15 protein-coding genes, 2 tRNA genes and 1 pseudogene are annotated in these 15,360 nt (G+C 72.4%); 15 read left to right on the top strand and 3 right to left on the bottom strand.

Annotated features, from left to right (window positions below; translation table 11 throughout):
- The first annotated feature begins 382 nt into the window (after positions 1-382).
- The 5 genes from proB to BJ961_RS29760 all read left to right on the top strand — a co-directional run bounded on the left by proB (position 383) and on the right by BJ961_RS29760 (position 5,387).
- The gene (gene proB / locus BJ961_RS29780) at positions 383-1,486 is read left to right on the top strand and encodes a glutamate 5-kinase (protein WP_271415881.1); all 1,104 of its coding nucleotides are present in this window, start codon (positions 383-385) and stop codon (positions 1,484-1,486) included.
- A 135-nt stretch (positions 1,487-1,621) separates the two neighbouring features.
- Entirely contained in the window at positions 1,622-2,149 is a 528-nt protein-coding gene (locus BJ961_RS29775) for a hypothetical protein (protein WP_271415880.1), read from the top strand.
- 128 nt (positions 2,150-2,277) lie between these two features.
- Positions 2,278-3,564 carry a glutamate-5-semialdehyde dehydrogenase gene (locus BJ961_RS29770; RefSeq protein WP_271415879.1) on the top strand — a complete coding sequence of 429 codons (1,287 nt, stop codon included), beginning with the start codon at positions 2,278-2,280 and terminating at the stop codon, positions 3,562-3,564.
- 96 nt (positions 3,565-3,660) lie between these two features.
- Positions 3,661-4,230 carry an SCO2584 family spore wall biosynthesis protein gene (locus tag BJ961_RS29765; protein WP_271415878.1) on the top strand — a complete coding sequence of 190 codons (570 nt, stop codon included), beginning with the start codon at positions 3,661-3,663 and terminating at the stop codon, positions 4,228-4,230.
- Between the two features lie 86 nt (positions 4,231-4,316).
- On the top strand, positions 4,317-5,387 hold the full coding sequence (locus tag BJ961_RS29760; protein WP_271415877.1) for an SCO2583 family membrane protein: 1,071 nt from the start codon (positions 4,317-4,319) through the stop codon (positions 5,385-5,387).
- Between the two features lie 18 nt (positions 5,388-5,405).
- Here BJ961_RS29760 and BJ961_RS29755 read toward each other — a convergent pair whose 3' ends face one another.
- Complete coding sequence (locus BJ961_RS29755; RefSeq protein WP_271417205.1) at positions 5,406-6,575, bottom strand: M48 family metallopeptidase; 1,170 nt, start codon at positions 6,573-6,575, stop codon at positions 5,406-5,408.
- A 141-nt stretch (positions 6,576-6,716) separates the two neighbouring features.
- Between BJ961_RS29755 and BJ961_RS29750 the strand changes: the two genes are divergently transcribed.
- The 10 genes from BJ961_RS29750 to BJ961_RS29705 all read left to right on the top strand — a co-directional run bounded on the left by BJ961_RS29750 (position 6,717) and on the right by BJ961_RS29705 (position 11,993).
- Positions 6,717-6,878: a hypothetical protein gene (locus tag BJ961_RS29750; protein WP_271415876.1), complete on the top strand. Its 162-nt coding sequence runs from the start codon at positions 6,717-6,719 to the stop codon at positions 6,876-6,878.
- Between the two features lie 142 nt (positions 6,879-7,020).
- Complete coding sequence (locus BJ961_RS29745; RefSeq protein WP_271415875.1) at positions 7,021-7,188, top strand: hypothetical protein; 168 nt, start codon at positions 7,021-7,023, stop codon at positions 7,186-7,188.
- Between the two features lie 59 nt (positions 7,189-7,247).
- The gene (nadD, locus tag BJ961_RS29740; RefSeq protein WP_271415874.1) at positions 7,248-7,937 is read left to right on the top strand and encodes a nicotinate-nucleotide adenylyltransferase; all 690 of its coding nucleotides are present in this window, start codon (positions 7,248-7,250) and stop codon (positions 7,935-7,937) included.
- Positions 7,938-7,953: 16 nt separating this feature from the next.
- A complete protein-coding gene (locus BJ961_RS29735) occupies positions 7,954-9,774 on the top strand; it encodes an LCP family protein (protein WP_271415873.1) in 1,821 nt (606 codons plus the stop codon).
- A 97-nt stretch (positions 9,775-9,871) separates the two neighbouring features.
- Positions 9,872-10,318, top strand: a complete 447-nt coding sequence (gene rsfS, locus BJ961_RS29730) for a ribosome silencing factor (RefSeq protein ID WP_271415872.1) — start codon at positions 9,872-9,874, stop codon at positions 10,316-10,318.
- Positions 10,315-10,986 carry a histidine phosphatase family protein gene (locus tag BJ961_RS29725; protein ID WP_271415871.1) on the top strand — a complete coding sequence of 224 codons (672 nt, stop codon included), beginning with the start codon at positions 10,315-10,317 and terminating at the stop codon, positions 10,984-10,986. The genes rsfS and BJ961_RS29725 overlap by 4 nt, the downstream gene beginning before the upstream one ends.
- A 125-nt stretch (positions 10,987-11,111) precedes the next feature.
- Positions 11,112-11,184 (top strand) — tRNA-Ala (locus tag BJ961_RS29720).
- Positions 11,185-11,384: 200 nt separating this feature from the next.
- Positions 11,385-11,558 (top strand): hypothetical protein, encoded by a 174-nt coding sequence (locus BJ961_RS29715; RefSeq protein ID WP_271415870.1) that lies wholly within the window; start codon positions 11,385-11,387, stop codon positions 11,556-11,558.
- Positions 11,559-11,561: 3 nt separating this feature from the next.
- A complete protein-coding gene (locus BJ961_RS29710) occupies positions 11,562-11,795 on the top strand; it encodes a hypothetical protein (protein WP_019523121.1) in 234 nt (77 codons plus the stop codon).
- 125 nt (positions 11,796-11,920) lie between these two features.
- Positions 11,921-11,993: transfer RNA gene (locus BJ961_RS29705), tRNA-Ala, on the top strand.
- Positions 11,994-12,048: 55 nt separating this feature from the next.
- Here the strand turns inward: BJ961_RS29705 and BJ961_RS29700 are convergent.
- Together BJ961_RS29700 and BJ961_RS29695 are read right to left on the bottom strand one after the other, a co-directional pair.
- Entirely contained in the window at positions 12,049-13,659 is a 1,611-nt protein-coding gene (locus BJ961_RS29700; RefSeq protein ID WP_271415869.1) for an NADH-quinone oxidoreductase subunit NuoF family protein, read from the bottom strand.
- Positions 13,656-14,890: pseudogene (locus tag BJ961_RS29695) on the bottom strand (cytochrome b/b6 domain-containing protein). Before BJ961_RS29695 ends, BJ961_RS29700 begins: the two are co-directional and overlap by 4 nt.
- Between the last annotated feature and the right edge of the window lie 470 nt (positions 14,891-15,360).

Here is a 15,360-nt window from a genome sequence, read left to right as displayed (position 1 = left end):
GCGAAGCGGCGGCGGAGGAGTGGCGAATCCGCGTTCCAAGGGGCGACGGAGCGGCAGCGAGCGCGGCTTCCACGTGGCGGTGAAGGGGGGAGAGCCACGGCGGCGAAGCGGGTCGCGAAGGGGGCGGAGTGCACGGCGGCGAAGCAGCGGAGCAGGAGCAGGAGCAGAGAAGCAACGGAGCAGGAGCGGAGAAGGAGCGGAGAAGGCGCGGCGAAGCGGCCGGGGCCCGCCGGATTTCGCGCCCCCTGTCCGCCGCTTGAACTCTGGTGCGGCGCGCGGTCCCCGTCGCGTAGATTGCCGGGCGAGCGCAGGGATCGGCGCGTGTCGAACGGGAGAGGCGGACGGAGCCGTGGCAGGGGCAACGCCAGGGGCAAGGCGGGCCGTGGGCGAGGCCCGCAGGATCGTCGTCAAGGTCGGTTCGTCCTCGCTGACCACCGCGGCGGGCGGCCTGGACGCCGACCGGGTCGACGCGCTCGTCGATGTGCTGGCCAAGGTCCGCGGCGCGGACAAGGAGATCGTCCTCGTCTCCTCGGGCGCCATCGCCGCCGGACTGTCCCCGCTGGGCCTGCGCCGCCGTCCGAGGGACCTGGCCCGCCAGCAGGCCGCCGCCAGCGTCGGCCAGGGGCTGCTGGTCGCCCGCTACACCGCCTCCTTCGCCCGCTACGGCGTCCGCGTCGGCCAGGTGCTGCTGACCAGCGACGACATGAGCCGCCGCGCCCACCACCGCAACGCCTCCCGCACCCTGGACAAGCTGCTGGCGATGGGCGCCTTCCCGATCGTCAACGAGAACGACACCGTCGCCACCGACGAGATCCGCTTCGGCGACAACGACCGCCTCGCCGCCCTCGTCGCCCACCTGGTCCGCGCCGACCTGCTCGTGCTGCTGTCCGACGTGGACGGCGTGTACGACGGCGACCCGAGCAGGCCCGGCACCTCCCGGCTGGCCGAGGTGCGGGACATGACCGACCTCGCGGGCGTCGACATCGGCAGCGCGGGCAAGGCCGGGGTCGGCACCGGCGGTATGGCCACCAAGGTCGAGGCGGCCCGGATCGCCGCCGCCGCGGGCATCCCCGTGGTGCTGACCAGCGCCGTCCACGCGGCCGACGCCCTGGCCGGCGGCGACACCGGCACGTACTTCCACGCCACCGGCAGGCGCTTCGCCGACCGGCTGCTCTGGCTCCAGCACGCCTCCGCCCCGCAGGGGGCGATCGTCCTCGACGACGGCGCCGTACGCGCGGTCGTCGACGGCCGCAAGTCGCTGCTGCCGGCCGGGATCGCCGGCGTCGAGGGCGAGTTCGCCGCGGGGGACCCCGTCGAACTGCGGGACGGCACCGGCCGGGCGGTGGCCCGGGGACTGGTCAACTTCGACGCCAAGGAGATGCCCCGGCTGATCGGCCGCTCCACGCGGGAACTGGCGCGCGAACTCGGACCCGCGTACGAACGCGAGGTCGTACACAGGGACGATCTGGTGATCCTGCACCCGTAATCGGTCGAAACGTCCCCGAATCGGTGGTGGACGTTCCGCAAAACCGCCCCGCGATCCCGCGCGGCCTGCTCAACTTTCCTCAGGGACAAGCCCGGCCGACCACCGGGCCGAGCCGTGTGCGTGAAGGAGGCCGTCGTGAGCGGAGTACGCCCTGGGCCCCCGGCGTCCCGCGGTGGCACCGCGTCCCGCGGCTCCGGGACCCGCGGCGGCACCGGCGCGCGCCCCGGCGGCGCCCGGGGCGCGAACCGCGCGCCGGGCGAGGAGCGCGCCCTCACCAGCGTCGCGGCCGGCGACCGCTTCCGGGGCGAGGAGCCCGAGCACACCCCGCGCCTGTGGCACGTCACCCTCAGCGTCTCCGGCGCACGCGCCCCGCTCACCGAGGTGCGCCGGGCGCTCGAACAACTCGCGCACGACCACCCCTTCCTGCTGACCAGCAGATACGCCGACGACCACGCGGAGATCCGGTACTGGGAGGAGGCGCGCGACCTCCACGACGCCGCCGCCGTCGCCCTGCGCCTGTGGGGCGAGCACCGCCAGACCGCGGGGCTCCCACCCTGGGAGATCGTCGGCCTGGAGGTCATCGACCGGGCCACCTACCACCAGCGCATCGCCGCCGGATACGGCCCGGCACCCGCGACCCCGGTCGGCGTCCACCCGTTCTAGTCCCGGGGCAGGCCCCACCGGCCGCCGGCGCCGAGCCCGGCCCCCAGAACCGGCGCGCGCGGAAGGCGTGTGTCTCGGGCTTCGGAACACCCCCCGGGCGGCCCCGCCCGGCCCATTACGCTTCCCCCATGACCACGCTCTCGCCGTACGACTCGATGTCACCCGTCACCCGGGCCGCCTACCGGGCCAAGTCCGCCGCGGCCGACCTCGCGCCGCTGCCGCGGGCGGCGAAGGACGACGCGCTGCTCGCCGTCGCCGACGCGCTGGAGGTCCGTACGAGCGAGATCGTCGAGGCCAACGCCCAGGACGTGGCCAAGGTCCGCGCCGCCGGGACCAGCGAGGCCATCGTCGACCGGCTCACCTTGACCCCGGAGCGGGTCCGCGCCATCGCGTCCGACGTGCGCGACGTCGTCGCGCTGCCCGACCCGGTCGGGGAGGTCGTGCGCGGCTCCACCCTCCCCAACGGCATCGACCTGCGCCAGGTCCGCGTGCCGCTCGGCGTGGTCGGCATCATCTACGAGGGCCGGCCCAACGTCACCGTCGACGCCGCCGCCCTGTGCCTGAAGTCCGGCAACGCGGTCCTGCTGCGCGGCTCCTCCTCCGCCTACCAGTCCAACACCGCCCTGGTCCGGGTGGTCCGCGACGCCGTGGGCGGGGCCGGGCTGCCCGCCGACGCCGTGCAGCTGGTGCCCGGCGAGAGCCGCGAGAGCGTGCGCGAGCTGATGCGGGCCCGCGGCCTGGTCGACGTGCTCATCCCGCGCGGCGGCGCCTCGCTGATCAACACGGTCGTCCAGGAGTCCACCGTCCCCGTCATCGAGACCGGCACCGGCAACTGCCACGTCTACGTCGACGCGCAGGCCGACCTCGACATGGCCGTCGACATCCTGGTCAACTCCAAGGCCCAGCGCGTCAGCGTCTGCAACGCCGCCGAGACCCTCCTGGTCCACCAGGACATCGCCGCCGACTTCCTGCCCCGCGCGCTGGACGCCCTCGCCGAGGCCGGGGTCACCGTGCACGCCGACGAGCGCGTGATGGCGTACGCCAAGGACTCCCGGGCGACCGTCGTCGAGGCGACCCCCGAGGACTGGGAGACCGAGTACCTGTCGTACGACATCGCCGCGGCCGTCGTCGACTCCCTGGACCGGGCCGTCGAGCACATCCGGCTGTGGACCTCCGGCCACACCGAGGCCATCGTCACCACCTCGCAGCAGGCCGCCCGCCGCTTCACCCAACTGGTCGACTCCACCACCGTCGCGGTGAACACCTCCACCCGCTTCACCGACGGCGGCCAGTTCGGCTTCGGCGCCGAGATCGGCATCTCCACACAGAAGCTGCACGCCAGGGGCCCCATGGGGCTGCCGGAGCTGACCAGCACCAAGTACATCGTCACCGGCGACGGACACGTACGCCGCTGACCGCGGACGGCAGACGCACCGAACGGGGCATCTCACCCACCGGATGAATTTCCCCGCCGTCTGCCCAAAACGACCCCCCAGGTCTACTCTGGAGCCGTGCCGGAGGACGTGGGGGGTAGGCCGTTCCCTGATGGCTGGGAGCCCGACGACGAACACGACCGCGGGGTGTCGGACGAAGAGTTCGCCTCCGTGGTCTTCGACGAGGCCTTCGTACGGGCGGCCGCGGTGCACGAGCCGACCGCCGTCGAACGCCTCCTGGCCGCCGCGGAGGCCCGAGCCGAGGCCACCGAGGCGGAAGCGGCCCGTCGAGGCCGCAGGAGAGCCGACCGCTACGACGACGGGTACGGTGATTTCGGCCATGATCCCGACCTCGACGACCCGGACGACGACCGCGACCCCCTCGACCGCCCGTACGGCGCTCCCGCGGCCTACGGCCGGCAGGTCCGCTGGCACCGGCCCGTGGCCTGGATACTCGCCCTCGCCATGGGCATCGGCATGGTCGCGCTGGCCTTCGTGGCCGTCTACCGGGGCGCCTCCTCGGGCAGCGGCCCGCAGCAGGTGCCCCCACCCGCCTCCACCGGCCCCGAACAGAGCGGCGCCGTGACGCCCTCGGCCTCCGCCGACTACTCCCAGCCCGCCGTCTCGGTGCTGCCGCGCAGCCCCTGACCTGCCCGTCCAACGCACGGCAAGCTGTCCCAACTTGACCTGTAGCGGCGCGTTTACCCGACCTTCCGCAGACCCACTCTGAAGGTATGGCAGGGCTTGGCGGTCCGCCCGGAGGAACGCCCGACGGCGCCCCCGGAGGCGGCGAGGACGAGTACCGATCCGTCGTCTTCGACGAGTCGTTCGTCCGCGCTGCCCGCCTCCAGGAGTTCTCCGCCCAGGAGCGCATCACCGACCACGCCCCGGCCGTACGCCGACGCCCGCCCCTGCGCCGGGCCGGACTGTCCCGGCAGGCGCTGATCCTCGTCGTACTGATCGCCGTGGCCTTCGGCACCGCCATCTTCATGGGCGTACGGCACCCCTACCAGAGCTCCGCCGGGCAGCGGGCGGCGGAACCGGTGCGGATGACCGTCGTCCCGCTCGCACCCCGGGACCGGGTGCCCGGCGCCGACGACACCGCGTTCCTGTACGCGCACAGTCCCGCCGCGCACTTCAGAACGGCGGCCCAGGGCATCCCCCTGCCCGGGGCCCGGCGCACGGAGCACTTCTCCGAGGACCAGGTGATGAGCGCCCTCACCATCGCCAAGGACTACATCCGCCGCTCGGCGCTCGACCCGGACGTCCTCGGCGGCGGGGAGGTCCGGTCGGTGCGGGTGCTGCTGGACCCGGACCAGCTCCACCAGTTCGACGACAGCTTCGCGAGACCCGCGCCGGACGGCCGGCACGAGCCCACCGGGTGGCTGATCCGCTTCGACCCGGCCCGCACCGAGCTGGCCGACCCCGGGATCCGGGTGGACGGCAGCATGCGGGCCGTGGAGGGCGACGCCTCCTCGCTGGAGATCACCACCGACCACACCATGGTGTACGCGCTGCGACCGGCCGGCGACGCCCGGGCCCGGACGTCGCTGTTCACCGTCCGGCGCGAGCTGCACTTCCGCTTCGACCGGGACAACCTGCGGCTGCGCCAGACGCAGCTCATCGCCTCCTACGTCCAGGCCGGGCCGCTCTCCTGCACCGGGGACTCGGCCAACCACCTCCGCCCGCTGCTGGCCGGGCAGACGGCCGGGTCCGGGACACCCGCCGGCACCGACCCGTACACCTCCGGCCACCCCTCCGCCCTGTGCGGCAGCCTCGCGGCGAGCGCCCAGCCGAAGGTGTGAGCGGGCGGCGGGCCGGGATCAGGCGCCGTCGCGCGGTGAGCCGTCCCGCGGAGACTCCGGACCGCCGCCGGGACCCTCAGGTCCCTCGGAGCCCCTGGAGCCCTCGGGGCCGTCCGCCGGCCCGCCCCCGTCCTTGGGCGGCCTCGGCTGGGAGGACGTGAAGCCGCCGAAGCCCCGCCGCATCCGGTCGCCGAGGTCGCCGGCGCCGCCCGCGATGTCGTTGACCAGCTTCATCAGCGGGTCCTTGGAGCCGCGCACATGCGTGGCGTAGCTGGACGCCGACTCCCGGAAGGAGTCGCGGACCGAGGTGTCCCCGTCCTCGTCACGGCGCGGGTAGTGGCCGTCCATGATCCGCTGGTACTCCCGGGAGGCCGCCCACTTCTTCAGCTCGGCGGCCCGCACCGTGGTGAACGGATGGGTGCGCGGCAGCACGTTCAGGATCTTCAGCACGGAGTCGCGCAGGTCGCCCCCCGCCTCGTACTCCTCGGCCTGCTCCAGGAACGCGTCCACGTTCATCTCGTGCAGGTGGTTGCCGCCCGCGATCTTCATCAGGCCCCGCATGGAGGCCTGGATGTCCTGGCCCACCAGCAGGCCCGCACGGTCGGCGGACAGCTCGGACTTGCGGAACCACTCGCGCAGCGCGGTCACGATCGCCATGATCGCCACGTTGCCCAGCGGAATCCAGGCGACCCGGACCGCGAGGGAGGTCAGGAAGAGCAGGATCGTCCGGTAGACCGCGTGCCCGGACAGCGCGTGCCCGACCTCGTGCCCGACGACCGCGCGCATCTCCTCCTCGTCGAGCAGCTCGACCAGACCCGTGGTCACGACGATGATCGGCTCGTCCAGGCCGATGCACATCGCGTTCGGCTTCGGGTCCTGGTTGACGTACATCGCCGGGACCTTCTCCAGGTCCAGGATGTAGCAGGCGTCGCGCAGCATGACGTTCAGATGGGCGAACTGCCGGTCCGAGACGCGCACCGAGTCGGACAGGAACAGCAGCCGAAGGCTCCGCTCGGGCAGCAGGCCGCTGAGCGCCTTGAAGACCGTGTCGAAGCCGCTCAGCTTGCGCAGCGCCACCAGGGCACTGCGGTCGGCCGGATGCTCGTACGCACGCGAGGAGATTCCGGGGAAGCGCCTGCGCTGCCTGCTCGGCACGTTCTCGTGCCCGTTGTGGTGGCCGTCGGACATGTCTTCCCCCATGTGCGTGTGTGTGGCCTGTGCGTATGTCTGGCCTTTGCGAACCCTTGTGCGGCCCTTTGCGCCCCCGGAGCCGCGCTCAGCCTAGGCGGAGATACCGTGGACGGGCAGTACGTCGAAGGAGTCCACGCCATGCAGCACACCCCCCACGCCGACTGGCTCGCCGGGGCCGCGACCGCCGCCGAGCAGCAGGGGGCGGGAAATCTGCTCCGGATCGTCCTGATCGTCATGGTGGTGGGCTGCGTGCTGACCGCGTGGTTCCTGCTGCGGGGGTACAAGCAGAAGGACGACTGAGGCGATCCGAAGGTTCCCCGGCACCGCGTACCGGGGGCCGCGATCCGTCCCCAACGGCGGAGTCGGCGTGATCGCCCGCGAGACGCCCGCATACGATGAGCGGACGTCTTGTCCCGCCCACACCGGATAGGTCCTGTCGAAGATGAGCCTTCCCCTCAGCGCCGCCCAGTTCGTCACCCTCGCCGCCGAGGGCGGCGAGGAGCACGGCGGCAACCACGAGAGCCTCAGCCCCTACGTCACCGGCTTCGGTGCGTTCATCATCCTGCTGCTCCTGCTGTGGATCACCACCCGGTTCAACCGCGACCGCTGAGCACCCGGCGCCGTGGGCGCGGCCGGGCCGACCCGGCGGGGCCGGTAGGGTCTGCTCGCATGGGAGAGCAGGACACGCCTGTCGGCCCGGCGCACGCGCCGGCGCGTGGCACGCAGAACGCGGTGCCCGCCCGCGCCACCGGTCCGGGCAACGGCCCGTCGGGCAAGCGCCGACTGGGCGTCATGGGCGGCACCTTCGACCCGATCCACCACGGACACCTGGTGGCGGCCAGTGAGGTCGCCGCGCAGTTCCAGCTCGACGAGGTGGTGTTCGTGCCGACCGGGCAGCCGTGGCAGAAGAGCCACCGCGCGGTGTCCGCGGCCGAGGACCGCTACCTGATGACGGTCGTCGCGACCGTCGAGAACCCGCAGTTCTCGGTCAGCCGCATCGACATCGACCGCGGCGGCCCCACCTACACCGCCGACACCCTGCGCGACCTGCGGGCACTCAACCCGGACGCCGACCTCTTCTTCATCACCGGCGCCGACGCCCTCGCCCAGATCCTCACCTGGCGCGACAGCGAGGAGCTCTTCTCCCTCGCCCACTTCATCGGCGTCACCCGGCCCGGCCACACCCTCACGGACGCCGGACTCCCCAAGGGCGGTGTCTCGCTCGTCGAGGTCCCCGCCCTCGCCATCTCCTCCACGGACTGCCGTGCGAGAGTCGCCAAGGGCGATCCCGTCTGGTACCTGGTGCCCGACGGAGTCGTGCGCTATATCGACAAACGCCAGCTGTACCGCGGCGAGTGAGCCGAGAGGGGCACCGGTGAACGACGGATACGACGCGGGATACGGCGACGACCAGTACGAGCTCGTCGGCTACGACGAGTACGGGCGGCCCGTCTACCGCCAGGCCCAGGGGCAGGGGCAGGGGCAGGTCCCGGCCCAGCCCGGCGGGCAGCAGTACGACCCGTACGGGCAGCAGCAGGGGCACCAGGGGCAGCAGTACGGGCAGCAGGGCTACGGCTACGACCCGTACACCGCGGGCGGACAGCAGCCCGCCGCCCAGCAGCCCTACGACCCCTACGGCTCCCAGGGCGGCTACGACACCGGTCAGCAGCAGCCCGTCCCCGGCGGCTACGACACCGGTCAGCAGCAGCCCGTCCCCGACTACGGCGTCTACGACGCCCACGCCCCCGGCGGGCACGGCGGCGGAACCGCGGCGGAGCAGCCGTACGACCCGTACGGCCGGGCCGCGACGAGCGGCCCGCAGCCCCGGGTCGCCGAGCAGAGCGCCCACATCCCGCAGCAGGCGGGCCCGCCCGAGGAACGGGAGGCGACCGGTCCCGCCGACGCCGCCGAACCCGGCGGGGACTACCGGACCGAGCAGTTCGCCTTCGTCGAGGAGCCGGCCGGCGACTCCGAGGACGTCATCGACTGGATGAAGTTCACGGAGAACCGCACCGAACGCCGCGAGGAGGCCCGACGCCGGGCACGCACGCGTGTCGTCGCCCTGGTCGTCGTCCTGGCGCTGGTCGCGGTCGGCGGCGTCGGCTACCTCTGGTACGCCGGGAAGCTGCCGGGGCTGTCCTCCTCCGACGACAAGAGCGGCGGTACCGAGGCGGCCGGCGCCCAGAAGCGCGACGTGATCGCCGTCCACCTGCACGACACCAACGGCGGCGGCACCTCCACCGCGCTGCTCGTGAACAACACCACCACCAAGCGGGGCACCGCCGTGCTGGTGCCCAACGCGCTCGCGCTGACCGGCGACGACGGCAGCACCACCACGCTCGCCAAGTCCGTCGACGACGGGGGCCCCGACGCGACCCGCACCGCCCTCGACTCCGCCCTCGGCACCGACATCGAGGGCACCTGGCGCCTGGACACGCCCTACCTCCAGATCCTCGTCGACCTCGTCGGCAACATCGACGTCGACACCGACGCCGACGTGCCCGACCCGGAGTCCAAGGACAAGGACGCCGCGCCCCTCGTGCACAAGGGTGAGGGCCAGACCCTCAGCGGCAAGATGGCCGTCGCCTACGCCACCTACAGCGCCAAGGGCGAGGACGCGAACGCGCAACTGCAGCGGTTCGGGCAGGTCGTGCAGGGGGTGCTGCGCAAGCTGTCCTCCGATCCGCAGGCCGCGACGACCACCGTCCAGACCCTGGGCATGATCCTCGACCCGCCGCTGACCGAGAAGGACCTCGGCACCTTCCTCGCCGGGCTCTCCGACCGCGCCAAGGGCGGCGACTTCAAGACCGCGCTGCTGCCGGTCCAGGACGACGGCGGGCTCAGCGCCGAGGCCAGTGACAGCGTCGTCAAGGACGTCCTCGGCGGCACCGCCAAGAGCCCCGACAAGGACGCCGCCGTCAGCGTCTGGGTCCGCAACGCCACCGGCGAGGAGGACCGCACCGGCAAGGCCCGCGTCGTCCTCCTCAACGGCGGCTTCACCTTCGTGTCGGGCGGCACCGCCTCCGGCACCGAGGCCACCTCGGAGGTCGTCTACGCGGAGGCCGCCGACAAGGAGAACGCCGTCCAGGTCGCCAAGACCCTCGGCCTGTCCGCCGACTCCGTCTCCCAGGGGAAGGTCTCCTCGAACGCGCGGGTCTCGGTGGTCCTCGGCCAGGACTACAAGCCGGCGTCGTAGCGGCGGGCGATCGTCGCCTGGGCGATCGTCGCGTGGGCCGCCGTCGGCGGTCGTGAGACCCTTGAGGTCAACCGACCGCCGACCCGAAAGCCAGGCAGTGACCGCGACCGACCGCTCCATCGAACTCATCAACGCCGCCGCCCAGGCGGCGGCCGACAAGCTCGCGCACGACATCATCGCCTACGACGTCAGCGACGTGCTGTCGATCACGGACGCCTTCCTGCTGGCCTCCGCGCCCAACGACCGCCAGGTCAAGTCGATCGTCGACGAGATCGAGGAGCGGCTGAACAAGGAGCTGGGCGCCAAGCCGGTGCGCCGCGAGGGCGACCGCGAGGCCCGCTGGGTCCTGCTCGACTACGTCGACATCGTCGTCCACGTCCAGCACAGCGAGGAGCGCGTCTTCTACGCCCTGGAGCGGCTGTGGAAGGACTGCCCCGAGCTGGAGCTGCCCACCGACGCCAAGGAGACCCGCGGCAAGGCGGAGGAGCACGCCAAGCTCCAGGCCGCCGAGGAGGCGACGCGGACCGACGAGGACTGGCGATGAGCGCCACCGGTGAGGTGACGGCCCAGAAGCCGGGTCGCGGCCGGCGGATCATCCTCTGGCGGCACGGCCAGACCGCGTGGAACGTGGAGCGCCGCTTCCAGGGCAGCACGGACGTCGAGCTGACCGGGACCGGCGTCGCCCAGGCCCGCCGCGCGGCCCAGCTGCTGGTGCACCTGGGGCCCGACGCGATCGTGGCCTCCGACCTCGCACGCGCCGCGAACACGGCCGCCGAGCTGGCCGTGCTCACCGGCCTCCAGGTCACCCTGGAGGAGGGCCTGCGGGAGACCTACGCGGGCGCCTGGCAGGGCCTGACCCACGAGGAGATCATCGCCCGGTACGGCGACGAGTACGCGGCCTGGAAGCGCGGCGAGCCCGTGCGTCGCGGCGGCGGCGAGCTGGAGACCGAGGTCGCCGACCGTGCCGCCCCGGTGGTCCTCCGGCACGCCGAGAAGCTCGCCGAGGACGGCACCCTCGTCGTGGTCAGCCACGGTGGCACGATCCGCACCACCATCGGCCGCCTGCTCGGCCTGGAGCCGCACAGCTGGGAGAGCCTCGGCGGCCTCACCAACTGCTGCTGGTCCGTCCTCGGCGAGGGCGCCCGCGGCTGGCGGCTGCTCGAGCACAACGCCGGCACGCTGCCGGAACCGGTGCTCGGCGACGACGACTGAGCCGCCCCGGCGGGCCCGGGACCCGGATTTCACTTTCCGGCAGGTCGCAGGCTAAAGTTCTTCTTGTTCGCCCCGCCGAGCGGAACGAACGAAGAGGACCATGCGGCCCGGGTCGCGTGGCACCAGGGGCTATAGCTCAGTTGGTAGAGCGCCTGCATGGCATGCAGGAGGTCAGGAGTTCAATTCTCCTTAGCTCCACAGCCCACGGACGAATCCCGTCCCCTTCGGGGGGCGGGATTTTTCGTCTGCGTCCACTTGAGCAACAGGCGTTCCACAGGCGTATAGACCGGTGGAACTCCGTGTCCGGAACGGTACTGAGGCGTCGCTGACCGTATTGGCCCGGTCGTGGCAGAATCAAACGGCCGGAAGGGACCGCGACCCGACGGGAGGGAGTGGCGATGCCTGGGAGCATCCTCGAGGAGGTCGGCCACCTCCTCGGCGGAGCGGTGGCGAGGAACACGGCCACCCGTCTCAGCTGCCCCTCCTGCGGTTCCGGGCACGTGGCCCAGGTCCTCGGCGACAACGGCGGAATCTCTTACGTGTGCACGGCCTGCGGCCACAGCTGGAGCTGATCGATGGGTGCACACAGGCGAAAGTGCGACTGGTGCGGCAGCGGCACGCCCATCGTGCGCGACATGGAACCCCTGAACCCCGACTACCAGTACTGGTGCGAGGAGTGCGCGCGGGCGCTGATCATAAAGGGCGACCCCATCGAGACGTACCGCGAACTCGAGGGCGAGCCGATCTACGGCCGGCTCCTGGAGGAGCACTGCACGCTCAAGCGGTTCTACTCCTTCGTGACGGCGTGACGGCGTGACGGCGTGACGAGCCCGCAAGAGGGCGAAGCGGGCGAAGCGGAAACGATTTGGTGTTGTGCCCGGTCGACCGTGTAATGTTGGCGTCGCCGCCGGGGAGACCGGGCGGCGGACAACAAGGGGCTATAGCTCAGTTGGTAGAGCGCCTGCATGGCATGCAGGAGGTCAGGAGTTCAATTCTCCTTAGCTCCACAGTTCAATGAAACCCCCCGGATCCCTGATCCGGGGGGTTTCGGCGTCCGTGGCCTCAGCGGCCGAGCGCCCGGCGTCCGCGGCCCTGGGACAGCACCGGCAGGTGGGCGCGCGAGGACGGCGCCTGCGCGCGGGTGTCCTCCTCGATGCGCAGCGCCAGCGCCGGGCAGCGGCGCACCGCCCGCACCGCCTTGGCCTCCGCGAAACGCGGCACCTCGGCCTGCGCGACGGTCGGGAAGCCGTCGGCGCCGAGCTGGAAGACCTCCGGCAGGATGTCCGCGCACAGCCCGTGGCCCCGGCACAGCGTCCAGTCGACGAAGATCTTCTGGCGGCTGGGGCCGTTCTCCTCTCCGCCTCCCGGGATGCCGGTGGGGCCCCCGCCCCCCTCGAAGAGCGGCAGGACGCCCTCCACGGGCCGTCCGCAGCCGTTGCCGAGGACATGTGCGGCCAGGTCGTCCGTGAACGCCTCGACGGTCGACTCCAGGAACATCGCCGAGCCGTCCGGGTGCGAGCAGGCGCCGCGCCGCTTCACGTTCCTCGCGACCTGCCTGACCGCCTCCAGGGCGGCCGGACCACCGCCGTTCAGGATGTCCTCCAGGCCCCGCGCGGCGGCCGGCAGTCCCAGGTAGCAGGGGCCGCACTGGCCCGCGCTCTCCTCGGCCAGCCACTGCGCCACCCGCAGCGACTCGCCCAGCGGGCAGGTGTCCTGACCGATCGGCAGGATCGCGCCCGCGCCGAGCGAGCCGCCCACCTGCTGCAGGGAGTTGCGGGAGACGATCGCCTCGTCGACGGTCGCCGCGTCGATCCACTTGCCGTGGTAGCCGCCCGTCAGCACGCCCTGCGGCACCGGCGGGGCGCCCGCCAACTGGAGGACGTAGCGCAGCGGCACACCCGTCGGGACCTCGATCACCATCGGGCGGGCCACCGCGCCGGAGACCGTGAGCATCACGGTGCCCGGCTCGTCGTACAGCCCGGTGTGGCCGTAGCGCTCCGGGCCGATGCGGGCGGCGATCGCCAGCTGGGCGAAGGTCTCGGCGTTGGACAGCAGGGTCGGTGCGCCGCCGACGCCGCTGCGGGAGGCGCTGACCTTGCGGCCGGGCGGGATCGCCGGGCCGCCGTCGATGGAGCGGACCAGCGACGCCGCCGCGCCGGTGACCATGCGCACCGGGTTGCGCTGCACGCGCGCGCGGAGGGCGGACCGGCGCCCGTTGCTCAGACCGCGCTCGGCGAGGGCCGCCTCCATGGAGCGCTGCGTGGACTCGCGGGTGACCCCGATGACCAGCGTGCGGGCGCCCATCGCCTCGGCGCACAGCAGCGCGCCGTCCAGGATCAGGTGCGGGGCACGGTTGATCAGCACCGTGTCCTTGCGGCAGGCCGGCTCGTCCTCGCTGCCGTTGACGACCACGACCGGCCGCACACCGCGCTTGATCGCCGCCTCGGCGACCGAGCGCAGCTTCTTGTGGAAGGGGAAGCCCGCGCCGCCGCGGCCCTTCAGGTTGATGCGTTCGGAGAGCTGCGCGAGCTGCTCCCCGCCCAGCGGTTCGAGCGGACCGTGCACCTTGAGGTGCATCGGCAGATCCAGCCGCTCGACAAGGTCGAAGCCCGACGTGAGCTGGGGAAGCCCGACCACGCGGACCTCCGGGACGTCGGGCAGGGCCTCGTTCAATTAAAGCCTCCGGAAGGCGTGTTCCAGGGTTCACCGGAACCCGGTGCGTCGAAGTCGTGGGACGACGACGGCGCACCGGGGGTTGGTTCGGGGGTGGGACCGCTGTTGTACCTGTCGTCGGGGTAATACGCGTCGTACACCGCGTTCGTCTCACGTGTGTCGTACACGTCACTCGAGCCGTAGCCCGAGGAGTGCGCCGAGGTGTCCGGGGCGCCGTGGACGGGGATGGTGTGCCCCGTGTCGCCCAGCGGGTCGTAGACCGACCGGGGGGCCTCTCCGACCGGCGGCGGCGAGGGTATGGGCCAGCTGCCCGAGGTGCTGCCGCCGCCGTCCACGAGGGGCATCGCCTCGGTGGGCCACCTGTCCGGGGACGGCGGGGCCGACGCGGCCGGGTCGGCCGTCAGCGGCGGCCGGGGGCGCCCGAGGGGCCGGACACCGCACGGTAGGCCGCCGCGAAGCCGCCCGCGGGCTCCGGGGAGGTGAGGCGCTCCGCCGGTTCGTACAGCGGGGCGGACGGGGACGCGCCGCGCGAGCGCGGGGCCCCGGCCCGCTCGTGGCCCGGCAGGGCGGAGGTGTCTCTCCTCTCCGCCCACTCCTCGCGAACCGGCCGCTCCCCGGTTCCGAGGAGCCCCGTGATCCGGTCGGCGACCTTGCGCTTGACCGGGCGGGGCGCCGCGCGCAGCGCCAGAGCCCCCATGACGCCGAGCACCGACAGGGCGTACAGGACGGTGAAGAGCGGCTTCGCCGCGCGACCCGCGTAGAGCCCGTGCAGCAGGGCCAGGCACCACGCCGGGTAGGCCAGCATGTGCATGGCCCGCCAGCGGGCGGCCACGGGAGCCGGGGAGGCGAAGCGGTTACGCAGGGCGCCGGTGACGCCCACGAAGATCATGAGCATGCTGGCCAGGGTGCCGAAGCCGATGAGGACGGCCCGGCCGCCGAACTCCTCGTCGTCCGTGGCCAGGAGCCCGAACGGGAGGATCGCGGCGACCCAGGTGGTGTGGTCGAGCACCAGCTTCACCACGATGTGGACCAGCAGGAACACGACCGAGGCGACCGCGGTGGTCCGGTGCACCGCCTGGGCCAGGATCCGCTGCCGGGTGTCGAGGACGATCCGGTCCTGGGCGAGCAGACCCCAGATCACCGAGCAGCTGAGGAGGACGAGGGAGAGGACGCCGGCGCCGAAGTCCAGGAACTGGGCGAACGTGTCGTCCACCGTGCTGTCGTTCGTCATGCCGACAGACCTCCCCGCGTCAGGGACGTGAGGGACGGCGGTGAGCTGTCGTCGCGGGGGTGGATCGGGGGAGGGTTCATGGGGGCGACTCCGGAGCGGTTCGGGAAAGCGGTCCCGCTGCCGCACTCTAAGTGGCGCCATACCCGCGAGTACGAGGTTTGAGTTATTGCGTTGTTATCAAACGACAGTCTGCTCGTGATGATGTCCTTTAGCAGTCGTTACGCGAAGTAACCTTTGACCTTCGTTCAGACGTGGCTCCGGGTTCCGGGTTCCGCGCCCCGCATTCCGGTGGGCGGAAGCCCGTCGCGGCCCGATCGACGACTGCGGTACCCTGACGCCATGCGTGCCGTACGCCTTCTGCTTAGCGAGCCGCGCTGATCAGTCCCGACCCCGGTCGTAGTCCGGTGGCCGGAATCGGCGCGGCGTCCCCTCCTGTGCGAGGGGATTTTTCATTTCCCGGCAATCGCAGC

This window comes from Streptomyces lienomycini (assembly GCF_027947595.1).
Taxonomy (GTDB): Bacteria; Actinomycetota; Actinomycetes; order Streptomycetales; family Streptomycetaceae; genus Streptomyces; species Streptomyces lienomycini.
This window is presented reverse-complemented; position numbering and strand designations above follow the sequence as displayed.

What these genes read in the sequence shown, in the direction of transcription:
- nadD (WP_271415874.1), top strand. Translation starts at nt 7,248, where the DNA reads ATGGGAGAGCAGGACACGCCTGTCGGCCCGGCGCACGCGCCGGCGCGT.
- BJ961_RS29725 (WP_271415871.1), top strand. Translation starts at nt 10,315, where the DNA reads ATGAGCGCCACCGGTGAGGTGACGGCCCAGAAGCCGGGTCGCGGCCGG.
- BJ961_RS29750 (WP_271415876.1), top strand. Translation starts at nt 6,717, where the DNA reads ATGCAGCACACCCCCCACGCCGACTGGCTCGCCGGGGCCGCGACCGCC.
- BJ961_RS29760 (WP_271415877.1), top strand. Translation starts at nt 4,317, where the DNA reads ATGGCAGGGCTTGGCGGTCCGCCCGGAGGAACGCCCGACGGCGCCCCC.
- BJ961_RS29710 (WP_019523121.1), top strand. Translation starts at nt 11,562, where the DNA reads ATGGGTGCACACAGGCGAAAGTGCGACTGGTGCGGCAGCGGCACGCCC.
- BJ961_RS29745 (WP_271415875.1), top strand. Translation starts at nt 7,021, where the DNA reads ATGAGCCTTCCCCTCAGCGCCGCCCAGTTCGTCACCCTCGCCGCCGAG.
- BJ961_RS29715 (WP_271415870.1), top strand. Translation starts at nt 11,385, where the DNA reads ATGCCTGGGAGCATCCTCGAGGAGGTCGGCCACCTCCTCGGCGGAGCG.
- BJ961_RS29770 (WP_271415879.1), top strand. Translation starts at nt 2,278, where the DNA reads ATGACCACGCTCTCGCCGTACGACTCGATGTCACCCGTCACCCGGGCC.
- BJ961_RS29755 (WP_271417205.1), bottom strand. Translation starts at nt 6,575, where the DNA reads ATGTCCGACGGCCACCACAACGGGCACGAGAACGTGCCGAGCAGGCAG.